Origin of the sequence: Pseudomonas sp. Irchel 3E19 (assembly GCF_900187585.1) — a bacterium.
Classification (GTDB): Bacteria; Pseudomonadota; Gammaproteobacteria; order Pseudomonadales; family Pseudomonadaceae; genus Aquipseudomonas; species Aquipseudomonas baetica.
On record NZ_FYDT01000004.1, the window covers coordinates 34,000 to 52,058 of the forward strand.

At 60.5% G+C, this 18,059-nt stretch carries 18 protein-coding genes; 9 read left to right on the forward strand and 9 right to left on the reverse strand.

Translation table 11 applies throughout. The annotated features are described in order from the left end of the window. Positions 1-7 precede the first annotated feature (7 nt). Complete coding sequence (locus tag CKW18_RS03685; RefSeq protein ID WP_095187517.1) at positions 8-706, reverse strand: CoA transferase subunit A; 699 nt, start codon at positions 704-706, stop codon at positions 8-10. 196 nt (positions 707-902) lie between these two features. Between CKW18_RS03685 and CKW18_RS03690 the strand changes: the two genes are divergently transcribed. Next, a complete protein-coding gene (locus tag CKW18_RS03690; protein ID WP_095187518.1) occupies positions 903-1,778 on the forward strand; it encodes a LysR family transcriptional regulator in 876 nt (291 codons plus the stop codon). Positions 1,779-1,782: 4 nt separating this feature from the next. Here CKW18_RS03690 and CKW18_RS03695 read toward each other — a convergent pair whose 3' ends face one another. The 5 genes from CKW18_RS03695 to CKW18_RS03715 form a co-directional block, all read right to left on the reverse strand. Continuing rightward, entirely contained in the window at positions 1,783-2,625 is an 843-nt protein-coding gene (locus CKW18_RS03695; RefSeq protein WP_095187519.1) for an NAD-dependent protein deacetylase, read from the reverse strand. 54 nt (positions 2,626-2,679) lie between these two features. Continuing rightward, positions 2,680-3,726: a class I SAM-dependent methyltransferase gene (locus CKW18_RS03700; protein ID WP_095187520.1), complete on the reverse strand. Its 1,047-nt coding sequence runs from the start codon at positions 3,724-3,726 to the stop codon at positions 2,680-2,682. 260 nt (positions 3,727-3,986) lie between these two features. Continuing rightward, the gene (locus CKW18_RS03705; protein ID WP_095187521.1) at positions 3,987-4,814 is read right to left on the reverse strand and encodes a hypothetical protein; all 828 of its coding nucleotides are present in this window, start codon (positions 4,812-4,814) and stop codon (positions 3,987-3,989) included. A 143-nt stretch (positions 4,815-4,957) separates the two neighbouring features. Continuing rightward, positions 4,958-6,265 carry an ATP-binding protein gene (locus CKW18_RS03710; protein WP_095187522.1) on the reverse strand — a complete coding sequence of 436 codons (1,308 nt, stop codon included), beginning with the start codon at positions 6,263-6,265 and terminating at the stop codon, positions 4,958-4,960. After that, entirely contained in the window at positions 6,262-7,002 is a 741-nt protein-coding gene (locus CKW18_RS03715) for a response regulator (protein ID WP_095187523.1), read from the reverse strand. The genes CKW18_RS03710 and CKW18_RS03715 overlap by 4 nt, the downstream gene beginning before the upstream one ends. A 306-nt stretch (positions 7,003-7,308) precedes the next feature. Between CKW18_RS03715 and CKW18_RS03720 the strand changes: the two genes are divergently transcribed. From CKW18_RS03720 to CKW18_RS03730, 3 genes are read left to right on the forward strand one after another with little or no spacing between them, the layout of a single operon-like run. Then, entirely contained in the window at positions 7,309-7,575 is a 267-nt protein-coding gene (locus CKW18_RS03720) for a DUF2790 domain-containing protein (protein ID WP_095187524.1), read from the forward strand. Positions 7,576-7,602: 27 nt separating this feature from the next. Continuing rightward, complete coding sequence (locus CKW18_RS03725; RefSeq protein WP_095187525.1) at positions 7,603-7,857, forward strand: hypothetical protein; 255 nt, start codon at positions 7,603-7,605, stop codon at positions 7,855-7,857. A 49-nt stretch (positions 7,858-7,906) separates the two neighbouring features. Continuing rightward, entirely contained in the window at positions 7,907-9,118 is a 1,212-nt protein-coding gene (locus CKW18_RS03730; protein WP_095187526.1) for a cytochrome c biogenesis protein DipZ, read from the forward strand. A 17-nt stretch (positions 9,119-9,135) separates the two neighbouring features. Here the strand turns inward: CKW18_RS03730 and CKW18_RS03735 are convergent, their stop codons facing one another. Next, the gene (locus tag CKW18_RS03735) at positions 9,136-9,597 is read right to left on the reverse strand and encodes a GNAT family N-acetyltransferase (protein ID WP_095187527.1); all 462 of its coding nucleotides are present in this window, start codon (positions 9,595-9,597) and stop codon (positions 9,136-9,138) included. 218 nt (positions 9,598-9,815) lie between these two features. Here CKW18_RS03735 and CKW18_RS03740 point away from each other — a divergent pair, with 218 nt between their 5' ends. Further along, on the forward strand, positions 9,816-10,628 hold the full coding sequence (locus CKW18_RS03740; RefSeq protein WP_095187528.1) for a class I SAM-dependent methyltransferase: 813 nt from the start codon (positions 9,816-9,818) through the stop codon (positions 10,626-10,628). Positions 10,629-10,763: 135 nt separating this feature from the next. Here the strand turns inward: CKW18_RS03740 and pcsA are convergent, their stop codons facing one another. Next, complete coding sequence (pcsA, locus tag CKW18_RS03745; RefSeq protein WP_095187529.1) at positions 10,764-11,486, reverse strand: phosphatidylcholine synthase; 723 nt, start codon at positions 11,484-11,486, stop codon at positions 10,764-10,766. A gap of 259 nt (positions 11,487-11,745) precedes the next feature. Between pcsA and CKW18_RS03750 the strand changes: the two genes are divergently transcribed. The 4 genes from CKW18_RS03750 (at position 11,746) to ligD (ending at position 17,612) form a co-directional block, all read left to right on the forward strand. Then, complete coding sequence (locus CKW18_RS03750) at positions 11,746-12,501, forward strand: tellurite resistance TerB family protein (protein WP_095187530.1); 756 nt, start codon at positions 11,746-11,748, stop codon at positions 12,499-12,501. Positions 12,502-12,664: 163 nt separating this feature from the next. Beyond that, on the forward strand, positions 12,665-14,041 hold the full coding sequence (locus tag CKW18_RS03755; RefSeq protein ID WP_095187531.1) for an iron-containing redox enzyme family protein: 1,377 nt from the start codon (positions 12,665-12,667) through the stop codon (positions 14,039-14,041). A gap of 11 nt (positions 14,042-14,052) precedes the next feature. After that, on the forward strand, positions 14,053-15,006 hold the full coding sequence (locus tag CKW18_RS03760) for a class I SAM-dependent methyltransferase (protein ID WP_095187532.1): 954 nt from the start codon (positions 14,053-14,055) through the stop codon (positions 15,004-15,006). 17 nt (positions 15,007-15,023) lie between these two features. Further along, positions 15,024-17,612 carry a DNA ligase D gene (gene ligD / locus CKW18_RS03765; RefSeq protein ID WP_095187533.1) on the forward strand — a complete coding sequence of 863 codons (2,589 nt, stop codon included), beginning with the start codon at positions 15,024-15,026 and terminating at the stop codon, positions 17,610-17,612. Here ligD and CKW18_RS03770 read toward each other — a convergent pair whose 3' ends face one another. Next, entirely contained in the window at positions 17,613-18,014 is a 402-nt protein-coding gene (locus tag CKW18_RS03770) for a hypothetical protein (RefSeq protein ID WP_170947214.1), read from the reverse strand. Positions 18,015-18,059 lie beyond the last annotated feature (45 nt).

An 18,059-nucleotide genomic window follows, 5' to 3' on the forward strand; every position in this document is an offset into this window, starting at 1 on the left:
GCCTGAATTATTTGCGGATGGTGCGCTGTTCGATGCGTTTTTCGAACGTGCCGCAAATGACCCGATCGACGTAGATGCCCGGGGTGTGAATGTGTGCCGGGTCCAGTTCGCCGGGTTCGACGATTTCTTCGACTTCGACCACGGTGATCTTGCCGGCAGTGGCGGCCAGCGGGTTGAAGTTTTGCGCGGTGTGACGGTAGATGACGTTGCCGAAATGGTCGGCTTTCCAGCCTTTGACGATGGCGAAATCGCCGGTGATGGATTCTTCCATCAGGTATTTGCGACCGTTGAACTCGCGAACTTCCTTGCCTTCGGCAACCGGGGTGCCGACGCCGGTGGCGGTGAAGAAGGCCGGGATGCCGGCGCCGCCCGCGCGCATTTTCTCGGCGAGGGTGCCTTGCGGGGTCAGGATGACTTCGATTTCGCCTTTGAGCAGTTGCTCTTCGAACAGCTTGTTTTCGCCGACATAGGAGGCGACAACCTTGCTGATCTGGCGGTCGGTCAGCAGTACGCCAAGACCGAAACCGTCGACGCCGCAGTTGTTGGAAACCACGGTGAGGTCGCGGGTGCCTTTGCGCTTGATCTCGGCGATCAGGTTTTCCGGAATGCCGCACAGACCGAAGCCGCCGGCGATGACGGTCATGCCGTCTTCCAGCCCGGCGAGGGCTTCCTCGTAGGAACTCACGCGCTTGTCGAAACCTGCCATATGCACCTCTTTTATTATTTGCGGGCGGCTGGCTAGCCGAATGGTTGGAGTGTCGCGCCGGTGGATATATTTGTTAAGTTGATTTTTAAGGTTGATTGATAGATAAAACTCAATAGTCACGTTGTGGCGTGCTGCTTTGATCGTTCCAACGCTCCGCGTGGGAACGATCATGTACCGAGAGTCCCGAGGCTTCAATATGACCATCAAACAGATCCGCGCCTTTCTGGCGGTCGCCCAGAGCCTGAGTTTCGCCGTGGCCTGTGAGCGTTTGCACCTGTCGCAATCAGCCCTGAGCCTGACCATCAAGGCGCTGGAGGAGGGCCTGGGTGGCCGCCTGTTCAGTCGCAACACCCGCAACGTCGCGCTGACGGCGGAGGGTGAGTCGCTGCTGCCACTGGCCAGGCGCCTGATCGCCGACTGGGACAACGCCGAAGACGAAATGCGCCAGCGCTTCAGCCTACAGCGTGGGCGGGTGACGCTGGCGGCGATGCCGTCGTTTGCCGGTAATTTGCTGCCGCCGATTCTCAAGACCTTTCGCGCGCGGTATCCAAACGTCAACGTGACGGTCAATGACGTGATCAACGAGCAAGTGCTGGAGATGGTTCGCGACCGACAAGTGGAGTTGGGCGTGGCGTTCGAACCGATGCAGAACACCTCGATGACGTTCACGCCGCTTTATATGGATCGTTTTGTCGCGGTGGTGCCGCAGGATTCGCCGCTGGCGGATCGTGCCGAAGTAGATTGGCAAACCTTGTTGCAGGAACCGTTCATCACCTTGCAGCGACCATCGACGGTGCGGGTGATGCTCGAAGAACACTTGCAGGCCCGAGGCATGAAGCTGCCGGTGGAGTTCGAGAGCCATCAGTTGGCGACGGTCGGGCGAATGGTCGCCAGTGGGTTGGGGGTGAGCGCGGTGCCAGCGCTATGTGCCGAACAAATGCAGGAATTGGGGGCGCATTGCCTGACGCTGAATGACTCGGTGGAGCGGGCGATTGGCGTGCTGACCGAGCCGGGGAATGAGTTGTCGGCAGCGGCGCAGGCGTTGTTCGATATTCTTAAAACCGAACATTGAATATTCAGGAGGTCAGGCGTTGTGTCAGCAGCGGCAGAAGCTGTTCGCACGCCCCTTCAATCTTCAAATCCAGCAAATCATCCGCCCGGGTCTTGCCCAGATTGATCGCGATCAACGGCTTGCCACGATCGGCGATCACCCGGCACAGACGAAACGCCGAATACGCCATCAACGACGACCCCACCACCAGCATCCCCGCGGCATTCTGCGCCGCTGCCATGGCGCGGGCCGCCGTGGGCTGCGCGACGTTTTCGCCGAAAAACACCACGTCCGGCTTCATCCGTTCACCGTCGCAATGCGGGCAGTGCGGTACCTGAAACCGCGCCTCGAATGCCGGGTCGAGCAAGGTATCGCCATCCGGCGCCTGCACCGCATCGACGCCCGCCAGATACGGGTTGTGCAGTTCCATCAAGCGCTGAATCGCATCCCGTTCGCTGCGCTGGCCACAATCCAGGCACAGCACGCGATGCAAACTGCCATGCAATTCGATCACGTCGTGACTGCCGGCCTGATCGTGCAAAGTGTCGACGTTTTGCGTGATCAACGCGCTGATCCGCCCATGACTCTGCAAACTGGCCAGCGCCTCGTGCGCCGCATTCGGTCGGGCCTGACGCACCCGTGGCCAACCCAGCATCGCCCGCGCCCAATAGCGGCGGCGTGATTCGGGAGCTGCGAGGAATTCCTGATACATCATCGGTTGCCGCCCACGGCGCACACCGTCGCTGTCGCGGTAATCAGGGATGCCTGATGGCGTGCTGATGCCGGCGCCGGTCAGTACCAGAAAGTCACCATCGGCCATCGCCTGTTGCAGCGTGTCGAGGTGTTCGCGGATCGGGCTGTCGAGCATGGTCAGCGCTCCGGGGAGGACGGTGCCAGCAGGTTAGCACGCGATCCGCGTGACTTACTTGCGCGCCTCCAGAATCAGGTTGAACGGTGTTTGCGTGGCGCGTCGGAAGTGTTTGAAACCCGCCTCGCTGAACACTTTGCGCAAACGCATTTCACCGGCCTGTGCGCCGAGGCCGAGGCCGACTTCCTGAGAGAGTGAGTTGGGTGTGCAAATGAACGTCGACGCCGCATAAAACAGCCGCCCGACCGGGTTGATGTTGTCATCCAGCGTATCGTTGGCGAATGGCTCGACCAGCAACACCGTGCCGTCGTCCTTTAGCGAGTTGTAGGCGTGGCGAGCCGCGCCGACCGGGTCACCCATGTCGTGCAGACAATCGAAATAACAGATCAGGTCGTAATCGTCGCCAGGGTAGTTTTTCGCCGAGCCCTGGAAGAATTTCGCCCGGCTGCTGACCCCGCCTTCCTCGGCGCGTTGGGTCGCAACGGTGATGGATGGCGCGTGGTAATCGAAACCGCTGAAGCGCGAATTGGGGAACGCCTGAGCCATGATCACCGTCGAGGCGCCGTGGCCGCAGCCGACGTCGGCGACGTTGGCGCCGCTCTCCAGTTTGGTCACCACGCCCTCCAGCGCCGGTAGCCATTCGGCGATCAGATGGCCTTTGTAGCCAGGGCGGAAGAACCGTTCGGTGCCGGTGAACATGCACGGATGATGATCGCCCCAAGGCAGGGCGCCATTGCCGCGCATGGCTTTGACCAGTTTGTCCTTGTCGTGGAAAAACGACGCCACCACGCCGAGACCGCCGGCGACGTACACCGGCGAGTCCTCAACGGCCAGCGCCAGCGCCTGTTCTTCCGGCAGGCGGAACTGGCCGTCGTGGTGCTCCATGTAGCCGGACGCCGCGTGGGCGCTGAGCCATTCGCACACCAGACGCGGGTTGCAGGTGGTTTTCGCCGCGAGGGCTTCGGGGCTGATCGGCTGACTGTCGGCCATCGCCCGGTACAACCCGAGCTCTTCACCGACGATGACATTGGCCAGCATCGCCGCGCCGCCCATGTCGTTGACCAGTTTGCCCATGAATTCGTTGAGTCGGGCCTCGTCCATCATGCGTGCTCCTGAAACAGGATCACAGTCCGGCGGCGTTGAGGGTCGAGGCATGCGCCACCGGGCGGTGGTCGGGGATACAGGCAGGGCGTTCGCTGCGTCCTGCGGCCCCCTCGACTGGGTAATAACAGAGTCTAGCGCGGTAACTGAGCCATGCTGTTTTTTACGCGGGGTGTCAGGTCGATGAAATCAACCTGCTGGCGAATGCTGGCTGCCAGCGGTTGTGCAGGGCTTGCGAAGATGAGTCTGAAGCCAGGCGGTCAGGCCGAATAGTCGATGATTCCGTTGAGCAGTGTCATTACGTGCTCATCTTGCTGATCAACTTTTGCCTTGAACCATAGTTTGGCGACCACTCGATGCTCGGAAGGGGCCTCAATCAGCTCCAGCTGACCCTCCCAGGTAATAAAAATGTCCCCGCCGCGCACATACGATGCGCGAAGGCCTGTGTAGTCGGCCGGTTTGAATGTGTGAATGCCTTTCCCGATCCCGTCGGGGATAAACAACATAATGCGGTGGTAGTAAGAGTCCGCTCCATCTTCGTGAACAACTTGATTCGCCGTGATAGACAACATTTGTTCTTTGTATGTAACTGAAATGGTCTCAGCCTCAAACTTCGTGGCAGGGATATCTTTAAGGTCGGCGGTGAATGTCTGAACGCGATTAACCCCTGACTCAAGAACGCCGACCAGATCGAATGCACCCTCAGTCAACTCGAAGCTCACGCCCGAGCCGACGGTGCTGAATTTAAAAGTCCCGATAAGTCTTTTCTCAGACTCAACGTAGCGAATGGTCAACGCGCCTTGTTTTGCCGGAAGCATCCAGGGGTCTTTTATAAATGCAGCGCCGGCCTGGTTTTCACCCATTTCGCTACTCAGTAAAAAGGTCGTCTCTTCACCCGTGCCCGGAAGTTGTCGAGGGTCAATACTAAACACCACGCTCATGCCGGTGCCTTGGGCATGGGCGGAGATATGCAGGAGTTCTGGTGCTTTTGTGATCAGCAAGTCTGTCGTCGTTTTGAATGTTGCTGATTCGGACCCGCTGACGGTAGCGGTCATTATTCCCGTGGTGTATTGCGATGTTGTCGTCATGATTTCGATTCCGAGTGGGCATTGGAAAACCCATCTTAGAGATCAATGACGAGGGGCGAACCTGTCAAAGTTGACAGGTATAAACACCGAGCTGGTTATTCCAACGCTCCAGATACTCCCACTTGACGTAGCCTTCCACTGACTCAAACCTGCCGCTCAAGCCGCAGTTGCGCACAAAGCCCGCCCCCCTCGCGATTGCTCAGGGTCAGTGAGCCACCCAGGGCCGCCGCCAGTTGCTGGGCGATGGCCAGCCCGAGGCCCGTGCCGCCGGTGTCGCGGTTGCGCGAGTTTTCCACGCGGTAGAACGGTTGCATGACCTGCGCCAGTTCCTCTTCGGCGATCCCCGGGCCACGATCGAGAATTTTTACCGACAGTCCGTTCGCCGCTGTCTCGATCCGCAGCTCGGCGGCACCGGCAAATTTCAGCGCGTTATCGGTGAGGTTCACCAGCACCCGGCGCAAGGCTTGCGGGCGGGTGTCGATCACCGCATGGCTTTTGCCGTGAAGCTGCACATCCTTGCCCATGTCCTGATAGTCGAACACCAGGCTGTCGAGGAACGAATCGAGATCGATGCGCCGACTTTCCTCGGTCGAGCCGTGGATACTGCGAGCGTACGCCACGCCTTCACGCACCAAATGCTCTATCTCACCGAGGTCATTGCACAGTTTGTCTTTCTCGACCGAGTCGTCCATGAACTCCGCACGCAATTTCATCCGGGTGATCGGCGTTTGCAGGTCATGGGAAATCGCCGCGAGCAGTTGCATGCGTTCCTTCAGATACGCGGCGATGCGCGCCTGCATCGCATTGAAGGCGCGCGCCGCGTGAACCACTTCGGTCGGGCCGCGCTCGTCCAGATTGACCAGGTGGGCGTTGGGGTCGAGGCTTTCCACGGCGTTGGCGAGGCGGGCGAGGGGACGGAGGGCGATGCGCACGGCCAGCCAGGTGCAGGCGATCAACAGCGCCAGTTGCCCGAGCAGCACCGCCGGCAGCCAGGGCGATAGCGGCGGCATGGCCGGACGCACATCGATGGTCAGCGGGCTGCCGTCGCGCAGGCGCAAATGCGCCTGAAAGTGCCGTTGCGGCCCGGGGATATCGGTGAAGGTCAGCGGGTATTCGTCGCCGATGGCCGCTGTGATCGAGGTGACGGCAACCGGCACATCAGCCGAGCCCAACTCCGGCCCCGCCTGGCCCGCGCTCAACAAATAGGTGTAATGCGCCCGGGTCAGCCGTTCGATCCAGGCGGGCCGTTCTGCGGCGGGCAAGCGGTCGAGAATGGCAATCGAGGTCGAGACGTCGGTTTCGAGGTTGTTGAGCATGGTGCTTTTGGCGCTTTGGTAGCGCTCGTAATACTGCGCACCGAATGACAGCGCCTGGGCGAGGATCAGCCCGATCAGGAAGATCAGCGACAACCGTGAGGCCAGCGTGCGCGGCCAGTGCAGGGTGCCGCTCATGCCGACGCCCCGAGGATCTCCACCGGCAATGAAAATACATAGCCTTCGCTACGCACGGTTTTGATACAGGCCGGCTCGCGTGCATCGTCGAGCAGACGCTGGCGCAGGCGGCTGACCAGCAAATCGATGGAGCGGTCGAACAGGTCAGCGTCGCGCCCTTGGGTCAGATTGAGCAGTTGATCGCGGCTGAGCACCCGCTGCGGGTGATCGAGGAATACGCGCAGCAAACGGTATTCGGCGCCACTGAGGGCGACCATCGTGCCGTCCTTGTCCAGCAGATGGCGAGCCGAGGTGTCCAGTTGCCAACGACCGAACGCCAGCAAGCGCCCGGCCTCGGTGACCACCAGATTCGGCGGCAGCATCCGTGTGCGTCGCAGCACGGCGTTGATCCGCGCCAGCAGCTCACGGGCGGCGAAGGGCTTGGTCAGGTAATCATCGGCGCCCATTTCCAGGCCAATGATGCGATCGGTTTCATCGTTGCGCGCGGTCAGCATCAGCACCGGCGTGGCTTTGTGTTTGCCCACACGCAACTCGCGGCATAACTGCAGGCCGTCGTCGCCCGGCATCATGATGTCGAGCACGATCAGGTCAACGGTGTTGGCGTCGAGGAAGCTGCGCATTTGCCGGCCATCGGCGACCACGGTGGTGCGCAGGCCGTTTTTCTTCAGGTAATTGCCGACCAGTTCGCGGATCTCGCGGTCGTCGTCGACGATGAGAATGTGATCGACATGCTCCATGGGGGCAAACCTCTATCAAGGGGGGATGGGTTGCAGTCTATCGAGCCTGTGCCGGCTCGCCTGCCTGGCTTTGTATTGCAGTGTATCCGGCACCACGTGCGATACACAGCGAAGCAAAAAGGTGAATTTTCCAGGGTTTTGTATCGCTGTGTATCTGCGCCGGGCACAGATACACAGCGATCGATAGCGGCCATTTCCTGACACATGGGCGATACCTCGCAAGCCTTAAATAGGCCCCATCGAGGCCTGCCCACACCGCCTCGGCTCAACCAACGATTGACTCATTGAAGCCTTGAGGAATATGCCATGAATACTAAATCCGTGATCGCCGCCTGCCTGTTCGCCGCCGTGAACATCTGCACCCTGTCGGCCCGCGCCGAAGCGGCCGATGTCACCCCGCAAACCTACACCTACGGTACGCACCTGGACATCCAGAAAGTCCTCTCGATGAAAGAGGACACCTCGGTGAACTGCGGCATTGTCGAGGCTCGCATGACCTACCTGGATTCGGCGGCCAAAACCCAAGCGCTGGATTACCAAAAGTTTGCGGATAACTGCCTCGGCGAAAACTGAGTCATCAACCCTTTCAGGAGCCTCACCATGAACAACGTATCGCGCTTTTTGACTGTTGTTGCTTTCGCTTTCGCAAGTGCAGCCGCCCATGCCAATGCGGCGGTTGAACAGCATAGCTGCCCCGGTGGCACTTGCTTGCAACTGACGCCGCTGACCAAACAGGGCACCGATGCCTTGATCGCGGCCGACGGTTCCAGCCGCACGCCACAAGGACAAATGGTTGCCGAAAACGGCGCCAGTCGCACACCGCAGGGGCAGTGGCTGCAAAGCCAGAGCGCTTGAGTCCATCGCCACAAAGGTTCTGGGTTCACATTCGTAAAGGGTGATCTTCATGTATCTCATCGCTTTCCTCGGTGGTCTCTTGACCCTCCTCAGCCCCTGCATCCTGCCGGTGGTGCCGTTTCTGTTTGCCGGGGCGAATCGCAGCCGTGCCTCGATCCTGCTGACCCTCGGCGGCATGGCCCTGACCTTTGCCTTGGTTGCCAGCCTGGCCGTGGTGAGCAGCGAATGGGTGATTCAAGCCAGTAACAGCGGCCGCCACATTGCGCTGATCGTGATGGTGTTGTTCGCCCTGTCGCTGATTTCTGCGCGCGTTGGAGATTGGCTGACGCGGCCGTTTGTCATGCTCGGCAACCGTCTCGACCCAGGGACGCGCAAGAAGGCCGGCCCGACGGGGTCGATCATGCTGGGTGTCGCCACCGGTCTGTTGTGGGCTCCGTGCGCCGGGCCGATCCTTGGCGTGATCCTCACCGGTGCGATGCTGCAGGGCGCCAATGCACAGACCAGCCTGTTATTGCTGGCGTACGGCGCGGGCAGTGCCTTGTCGCTGGGGACGCTGATTTTCGCCGGTCGTGGGCTGGTCAACCGCTTGAAACCATCGATCCCGTTCACCGGTTGGTTGCGCCGGGGTGCCGGTGTTGCGGTGCTCGCTACGGCGGCGGTGATTTCTACCGGTGCCGATAAAACGCTACTGGCCGGCACGTCTTCCGAAGGCGTCGCCAGCCTCGAAAAAAGCGTGCTGGAAAGCGTGCCGAAAGTGGTCGACTACGTTGTCAGCAAGGTTCGTGCGGAGTCGATGATGGATGACAGCAAAGGCGCGATGCCGTCTCTGGCGGGTGCGGTGCAATGGCTGAATTCATCGGAACTGAGCGCCGAGTCACTGCACGGCAAAGTGGTGCTGGTGGATTTCTGGACCTACGACTGCATCAACTGCCAGCACACCCTGCCGTATGTCAAAGACTGGGCGAAGAAGTATGAAAAGGATGGTCTGGTGGTGATCGGCGTTCACACCCCGGAATACGGCTACGAGCGGATCATCGACAACGTCAAGGATCAGGTGAAGAAACTCGGCATCACCTACCCGGTAGCCATCGACAACGACTATGCGATCTGGCGCAATTTCGATAATCAGTACTGGCCGGCGCATTACCTCATCGACGCCAAAGGCCAGCTGCGTTACAGCCACTTCGGCGAAGGCAGTTACGCGGCGCAGGAGCAAATGATTCAACAACTGCTGCAAGAGGCCAAAGTGCCTGCAGCCTGATCGTTGAATTCAATGGCTCAGAGGTCACGCACCATGAGCCATTGGTCGTTGTCCCAGGCGCGAAAACGCTCCATGACTTGCCAGCCGCGCTTGGCGTAGTACGCCTGTTTGGTCTGCGTATGCAGATAAAGACGTGGCAGACCGCGTTGTGTTGCCTCCCGACAAATCCCTTCGATCAACTGCTCCGCCAGACCTTGCCCGCGAGCGGCGGGATCGACGAATACACAGGCCAGCCAAGGGCCAAGATCGGGGCGCTGAGCAAGATCGTCGCGGGCCAGCGCCGCGCCGCCCACCAGCCGTTCACCGTCCAGCGCAACCAGACAAGACCAGTCGCCATTGCTTTGGCCCTCGGCAAATTCACGCTGCCACTCGCTCAAGGGCTGATGGGCATATTCGTAATCAAATTGCTGATGGATCCAGGCGGCATAGGTGTCGCTGTGCTGCATGCACTGACTCAGCCATTCGAGGCGGATAGACATTGGCGGATTCCATTCGTGACGTTCGCCCGCATAGAAGCCGATCAGCACAGGGGTTGGCAACTTCTCAGTGTTTCGCGCGCTTTACAAAACCCTTCCACTCATCGGCCAGATCACTGTTTTGCCGGCCTGGCAGACGACCGGCAAGGACGTCGGGCAGCCTCGGCGCGATAGTGAGCGAACAGGGTTATTGTCGGCCACCGGTTGCGGAGCACCCATCGATGAGTCCCCCAATTGATCTGAGCGCTTTGAAAGAACGCCAGAAAGTCGCCTGGGCCAGTGGCGACTATGCCTTGATCGGCACGACGCTGCAGATTGTCGGCGAGAACCTCGCCGAAGCCTGCGACCTGCGCTGTGATGAGCAAGTGCTGGACGTTGCGGCCGGCAACGGTAACGCGACGCTGGCGGCGGCACGGCGCGGTTGTCTGGTCACTTCCACCGATTACGTCGCGGCGCTGCTTGAGCGTGGCCAGGACCGCGCGCGGGCCGAGCATCTGGACGTGACTTTTCAGGTCGCCGACGCCGAAGCGTTGCCGTTTGCCGACGGCAGTTTTGCTGCGGTGTTGTCGACGTTCGGGGTGATGTTCGCCCCGGATCAAGCCACCGCTGCCGCCGAACTGGGGCGGGTTTGCCGACGCGGGGGGCGGATCGGTCTGGCCAACTGGACGCCGGAAGGCTTCGTCGGCCAGATGTTCAAGACCCTTGGCCGGCATCTGCCGCCGCCAGCCATTGCGCAACCGCCCTCAAACTGGGGCACGGAAGTGTGGTTGCATGAGCACTTCAAGGATAAGGATTTTGTCGTGCAGGTGACTCGCCGCAGCTTCAACTTCCGCTACCGCTCGGCGGCGCATTTCATTGATATCTTCCGCCATTGGTACGGGCCGGTGCACAAGGCCTTCGCAGCGCTGCCGCCGGAAAGCGGTCAGGCGCTGGAAAGTGATCTGGCGGACTTGCTGAACCGGTCGAACCGGGCGGGGCAGGACTCGCTGGTGGTGCCCAGTGAGTATCTGGAGGTGGTGATTACCAAGCGCTAGTCCAGATTAACAACATCTCCCTGTGGGAGCGGGCTTGCTCGCGAATACGGACTGCCAGTCACTGAATAAGTCGACTGAACCTGCGCATTCGCGAGCAAGCCCGCTCCCACAGGGGGAATGTGTTGTATCTGGGGACTACTTCACCTGCGAGCGATCAAACCACTCCAGCGCCGTACGCCAGATGCAGATCCCCAGGAAGTACGCCGACATCAGCAACCACAAACCCATCACCATCGGGTTGATTACCGGGTGATTGAGCACCAGCGACAGGCTGCACAGTAACCAGATCGCCGTCACGGCAATATTGATCGGCATGAACCGGCGCACGCGGAAAGGGTGCAGGAACTTCATCCGCGTCACCGTCAGCAACGCCAGACCAATCACCGTCAGAAAGGTAATCCACGGCCCTGGTCCGATGATGTAAAGACACAACGCAACCACGTTCCACGCGGCCGGAAAACCGACAAAGTAGTTGTCCTTGCTCTTCATGTTGACGTTGCAGAAGCAGAACAGCGATGACACCAGAATCAGCGACACCGTCAGCAACAGCGTGTAGTCGGGTAGCGGAATGTAGCGATAGATGAACAGTGCCGGAATGAACACGTAGGTCAGGTAATCGATCACCAGATCGAGGATCGAACCGTCGAAACTCGGTAGCACCGATTGCACATTGACCTTGCGCGCCAGTGCGCCGTCGAGGCCATCGACGATCAGCGCCACACCCAGCCACATCAGGCAATGGACGGGCTGGTTTTCCAGCAGGGCGAGGGTGGCCAGAAACGCCGTGACCACGCCGGTCGCGGTAAAACCATGGGCGCCCCAGGCCTTGAGCCTGGCAATGTGGACGGTTGATATCACGGGGGCGTTCTCCAGAAAGTGAAGCTAGCCGGTTATCACCCTTGAGTTGCAAGGATGCCGGCGAACCGGGTCGGGTTGCAGCTATCGACCGGTTTGGCCGGGATAAGGTTCACCCTCCTTGAATCTTAGCTGGCCTCGGAAAAAATACGCAGGCGAAATCGGCAGGCTTTATCGGCCTCAGCCAAACGGTGCTGGCGCAATGGCCGCAGCGGTCTATCGTTGCCAGACGCAGTCAATGCCAATGCCTGAGGATGACGTCATGAACACCAGCGATTTGCTTGAACAACTGCTGCGGGGCCAAGCCTCGGCAGGACAACAAAGTGGCGCCTCGGCCGGTGGCGGTCTGGGTGGTCTCGGTGGATTGCTGGGCGGTTTGCTCGGTGGTGCCGATTCCACTGGCACTCGCGGTGGCTCTCCTGCGGGTGGGCTTGGCGGACTGGGCGGTCTGCTCGGTGGGCTGCTCGGCGGCGGTGCTGGCGGCTTGGGTGGCGCGCTTGGCGGTGGTGGCACGCAAAGTCGTTCTGGCGGGACCAATTATGCGGCGCTGGCGTCGCTGGGCATGATGGCGTACCAGGCGTATCAGGCCTGGCAACGCAGCCAGGCCAGCGCGGCACCGCAGCAAACACCGCAAACGGCCAATCTGCTCGCCGGCCCGGAAATCGAAGAACACAGCCACGCCGTGCTGCGCGCATTGATCGCGGCCGCCAAGGCAGATGGCCGCATTGACGAGACAGAAAAGCACCTGATCAGCAGCGAAATCGGCAAACACACCGATGATCCGCAATTGCAGCAGTGGCTGGACGCCGAAGTCGCCAAACCCCTCGACCCCTACGAGGTCGCAAAATCCGCCAACAACGACCCGGCAGTGGCCGCCGAAATGTACCTGGCCAGCGTGATGCTGGTGGACGACCAACAAGACGCCGAACGCAATTATCTGGATGAACTGGCGGCGGCGTTGCAGATTGATCCGCAATTGCAGGTGCATCTGGAGCAGCAGGCCAAAGGCACGGCTTAACCCTGTACCGATGATCTCAGCCTTCGTCCGTAACTCCAGGGGCGGAGGCTCGCCGTCTGTCCGGGCAATTTTCACGTCGATTGAATTTTTGGCACGCAGCGCCTCTCTGCTTCTGTAGAGACGTACGAAACAGCGTCCTGCCAAACCGACCGAGAACATTGCCATGACTGTCCTGACACGCCTGCAAGCTGCGCCTGCCCAACCACAAGCGATAGATCCTGCCGGAAATATCCGTGGCATTTATCAAGCGCTGCTGCGCGAAGACAACCCACACGCCCTCGCGCGCGCATTCCTGACTGAACAGCTGAAATGTGCTGCAGAGTTGCCCGAGGAGCTGCCAGAAGATCCATCCACCTGGTACGCCTGGGTCGCTGCGCATTGTGCCGATGTTGCCCGGCAATACGCCGATTACCTGCAACAACGCAAGGCCGGCGGGCCACGGCAATTCTTCAGCAGCAAGGCTCATGCGCTGTACTTCTTGCAAGCGGTGGCGCCGACCAAGCGGGTTGACGGCGCCTGGTTATATGGCTTGTTGCAGCATTGGCGCGACCCGCGTTTCAGCGGCTTGCTCTGCACCTATCTGGAAGAACTCGGCGAGGGCAATCCGGCGCAAAACCATGTGGTGATCTACCGCAAACTGCTCGCTGAACACGATCTGGAAAACGCCAGCCCCCTCGACGATGAACGTTACCTGCAAGGGGCTTTGCAATTGGCGCTTGGTGTCTGCGGCGATGAGTTTTTGCCGGAGGTGATTGGCTACAACCTCGGCTATGAGCAATTGCCTTTGCACTTGCTGATCAGCAGTTACGAACTCAGTGAGCTGGGCATCGATCCTTACTATTTCACCCTGCATGTGACCATCGACAACGCCAGCACCGGCCATGCGCAAAAAGCCGTGCAAGCGGTGCTGGATCTGTTGCCGCTTGAGGCTGATCGCGCCGATTTTCTGCGCAGGGTATCGCTGGGTTATCGACTCAATGATCTGGGGCTGGGCAGCCGCGCGATCATCGAAGGGTTCGATCTGCACAGCGAATTGCTCGCGATGCTCGAACGCAAGTGCCCGTTCGCCCAGCACATGCACTCGGACTATTGCCGCTTTGAAGGCAAAACCGTCAACCAGTGGCTGGCCGAGCCGCAGCATCTGCCCGGTTTCCTGCAAGCACTGCAGGATAAAGGCTGGATCAAGCGCCACGAAGACCCCCAGAACAGCCGTTTCTGGCAGTTGATCGATGGCGACGGCGCGGCGATGTTCGGCGTGTTCAGTGCCTTCGAAAAACAACTGGTACACGACTGGATTGCCGGCGACTGGAAACCTGCGAAAAAAGCCGCGGCGTTGCGTCGACACGCGCCGGTCAATGCACCCATCGAGGTGCCCGAACAGGATCCCGATGTACAGCAACTCAACGAGGCGCTGCATGGGCAGGACGGCCACGCACAAATGGCGATCCTGATCCCTTGGCTTGCGCCGGCACGGCACGCGCATCCTGCCGGACTGCTCGCCACCCGCCGGTTCATCGAACTGAAATCTCGTTTGCCATAAGGACATCCTCAATGAATCAGGAAGAACAACTGTCCACCCACGATCTCGCCCTGCTGCATTTGGGGCGGCGTTTGCAGGCTGATGGTTACCGTTTCATCACGCCGACACCGCTGACCCATCAGCGTGTCAACCAGCGCGACGAGGGCCAGTTTGCTGACTCCCTGCGCGATGTCTTTGGTTGGTCGCGCCCCTTCGAACCGGGACTGTTGTCTGCTGACGAGCAACGGCAGTTACAGGAAGCTCAAGTCATCGATACCTACGAAGGCCATCTGAAAAGTCGTGTGCGCTGGTCGAGCCTGGATGATCTGCTGTTTGTCCATTCGGCGTTTCCCACCGACGCGGCCGACTCGGTGTTTTTCGGCCCGGATACCTATCGATTCGCGCAAGTGATTCACGCTCACTTGCAACAGAATTTCGCGCCGATCCACCGCGCCGTGGACATCGGCTGCGGTGCGGGTGTCGGCGCGATTCTGATCGGTCGCGCCCGCCGCGAAGCGCAAGTGCTGGCGCTGGATATCAACCCCGCCGCGCTGCGCCTGACCAAAATCAACGCGGCACTGGCAGACGTTGCCAGCGTCGAGGCGCACGCCAGTGACCTGCTGCAAGGGGTCGACGGCGAATTCGATCTGATTGTCGCCAATCCACCGTACATGGCCGACCCGGCGGAGCGTGCTTACCGCCATGGCGGCGGCACGCTGGGCGCAGGCCTGTCGCTGCGCATCGTCGAGCAGGCACTCAACCGGCTGACCCCCGGCGGCTCGTTGCTGCTCTACACCGGGGTGGCGATGGTAGATGGCCGCGATCCGTTTCTCGACACGGTGCTGCCGCGGCTGGATCAAGCGCGGTTCGGCTGGACGTACCGGGAAATCGATCCTGATGTGTTCGGTGAAGAGCTGCTCAATCCCGGTTATCAACGGGTCGACCGAATCGCTGCGGTGGTATTGACCGTGACTCGGACAGGCTGAAACCAGGCAGGTGCGCTATGAGCAGGAACCTCGACGACTACAACCGCATGCGCGATTTCTCGGCGACGTCGGAGCCGGCCGCCGTCAAGCGTTCGGGCAAGAAGACTGCTGCGGAACACGCTCTGCAGTTCTGCATCCAGAAACATGACGCCTCGCACCTGCATTACGACTTTCGCCTGGAACTCGATGGGGCGCTGAAAAGCTGGGCGGTGCCGAAGGGGCCGTCGCTCGACCCCAAGGTCAAGCGTCTGGCGGTGCATGTCGAAGACCATCCGCTGGACTACGCGACGTTCGAAGGCAGTATTCCCGAGGGGCATTACGGCGCCGGTGATGTGATCGTGTGGGATCGCGGCGTGTGGATTCCGCTGGAGGATCCGCAGCAGGCGTACGCTAAGGGCAAGCTCAAATTCGAGCTTCAGGGCGAAAAACTCGCCGGGGTCTGGAACCTGGTGCGCACGCACATGCCGGGCAAAAAGGAAAACTGGTTTCTGATCAAGCATCAAGACAATGCCGCCCGCCCGCAGGATGATTACGACGTGTTGGTCGCCGAGCCGGACAGCGTGCTGAGCGAACGCACTCTGGTCGATAAACCCAAGCTGGTGGCCAGGCAGGAGAAGACGCGGCCCAAGTCTCGCAAGGCGGCGTCGGGCAAGCTTGCGGGCGCACACAAGGCGAAAATCCCGGCGCAGCTCAAGCCGCAACTGGCGACGCTGGTGGACAGCGCACCGCAAGGGGAGTGGAGCTACGAGATCAAGTTCGACGGCTACCGGATCATGGCGCGGATCGATCATGGTCAGGTGCAACTGTTCACCCGCAATGGTCACGACTGGACGCACAAGTTACCGAAACAGGCCGAAGCGCTGGCCGCACTGGGCCTGGAATCGGCCTGGCTCGACGGTGAAATGGTGGTCGCCAATGAACACGGCGTGCCGGACTTTCAGGCCCTGCAAAACGCCTTCGATTCCGGTAAAGGCACTGACATCCTCTACTACCTGTTCGACTTGCCGTACCTCAACGGTGTCGATCTGCGCGAAGTGCCGGTGGAGGAGCGCCGCGCGGCACTGGCCACGGTGCTCGGCGCGCATGAGCAACCGTTGTTGCGCTTCTCCGAAGCCTTCGATGAAACCCCGGAGGCGTTGCTCAACAGTGCCTGCCAGATGCAGATGGAGGGCCTGATCGGCAAGCGTCTAGGCTCGGCTTATGTATCGCGGCGCAGCGGCGACTGGATCAAGCTCAAGTGCAAACACCGTCAGGAATTCGTGATCGTCGGCTATACCGATCCCAAAGGCTCGCGCAGCGCCTTCGGTGCATTGCTGCTGGGCCTGCATGATCGCGACAGTGGCGAATTGCGCTACGCCGGCAAGGTCGGCACCGGGTTCAATGAAACCACGCTGAAAAGCATCCTCGCCCGGCTCAAACCGTTGCAGGCGAAGCAGGCCGCGATGGTCAATCCGCCAAGCGGCTTTGAAGCCAAAGGCGTGCATTGGCTCAAACCGAAGTTGCTGGCAGAGGTGGCGTTCGCTGAAATGACCAAGGACGGTTCGGTGCGCCACGCCGTGTTCCATGGTTTGCGCGATGACAAACCGGCCAAGGACATCAGCGAGGAGCGAGCGAAGCCCGTGAAGACTCCCCAAAAGAAGAGCGCCGCAAAGAAACCGGCGAAAAAAGCCGCCGCCAGCAAGCCGCCGACAGCCGAAACCGCGCCATCGCAACTCGGCCTGGCCAACGGCAAAGTGCGCATCACCCACCCGGACCGGGTGATCGACGCCGTCAGCGGTACCACCAAAATGCAACTGGCCGAGTATTACGCCAGCGTTGCCGAATGGATCCTGCCGCAACTCAAGGATCGCCCGGTGGCGCTGGTGCGGGCGCCGGATGGCATCGCTGGCGAATTGTTCTTCCAGAAGAATGCCGAGCGCCTGGCGATCCCCGGCATTACCACGCCGGACAAAGATGTTACCGGCCAACCGGTGATGCTGATCAACAACGCCGAAGCGCTGATCGGCGCGGTGCAGATGAGCACCGTCGAACTGCACACCTGGAATGCCACCACGGTTGATCTGGAGACGCCCGATCGCTTCGTTCTCGACCTCGATCCGGACCCGGCGCTGCCATGGAAAAGTATGGTCGAGGCCACTGCGCTGACGCTAACGGTGCTGGATGAACTGGGGCTCAAAGCCTTTCTCAAGACCAGTGGCGGCAAGGGCATCCACCTGGTGGTTCCGCTGACCCGCAAACTCGGTTGGGACGAGGTTAAAGACTTCAGCCACGCCATTGTCAGTCATATGGCCAAACTGTTGCCGGATCGGTTTTCGGCGGTGTCCGGGCCAAAAAATCGTGTGGGGCGAATCTTCATCGATTACCTGCGCAACGGCCTTGGAGCGACAACCATTTGCGCTTATGCCGCGCGTACTCGCGAAGGCCTGCCGGTGTCCGTGCCGCTGTTTCGCGAAGAGGTGGCCGAGATCAAGGGCGGCAATCAGTGGAACGTGCACAACGTCCATGAGCGGCTGGCGGCGGTCGGCGATGAGCCGTGGGCGGACATGAAGAAAACCCGTCAGAGCATCACCGCGGAGATGCGCAAACGGGTCGGCATGAAAAAGTGATCAGGTGTCGCGCAGCAAGTCGTGCGCGTTGAGCAATTCGAAGGCGATTTGCGGGTGATTTTCCAGACCTCGGCGAATCGCCGCCGGAATGGCCTGGCGTGTCTTGCGGCACAGGCCGGGCAACTCATCGATCTGTATGGCAATGCCGCGCATCGTGCGCACTTCATTGAAACCGGGTGCGACATCAACGCGAATGCCCAGTTGCTCATACATGCGCTGTTGCAGATGTCTGAGGTCAGCCAGGTCCTTGAGCGTTTCCAGGCGCGCGAGCAAGCGTTTCTCTTCCTCGCGGGTCAGGCGCAGGATGCGCAAATCCGCGCCGGGCATCTCCAGCAACGGGTCGCGCCCGCAAATGCAGGCGCCGGGCGGGCAGGGTGAGCGCAGGGGCGCGGAAGTCGTCATGGCCTCCATCATAGAGGCCGTCGGACAGTTTTGCCTATCAGCCTT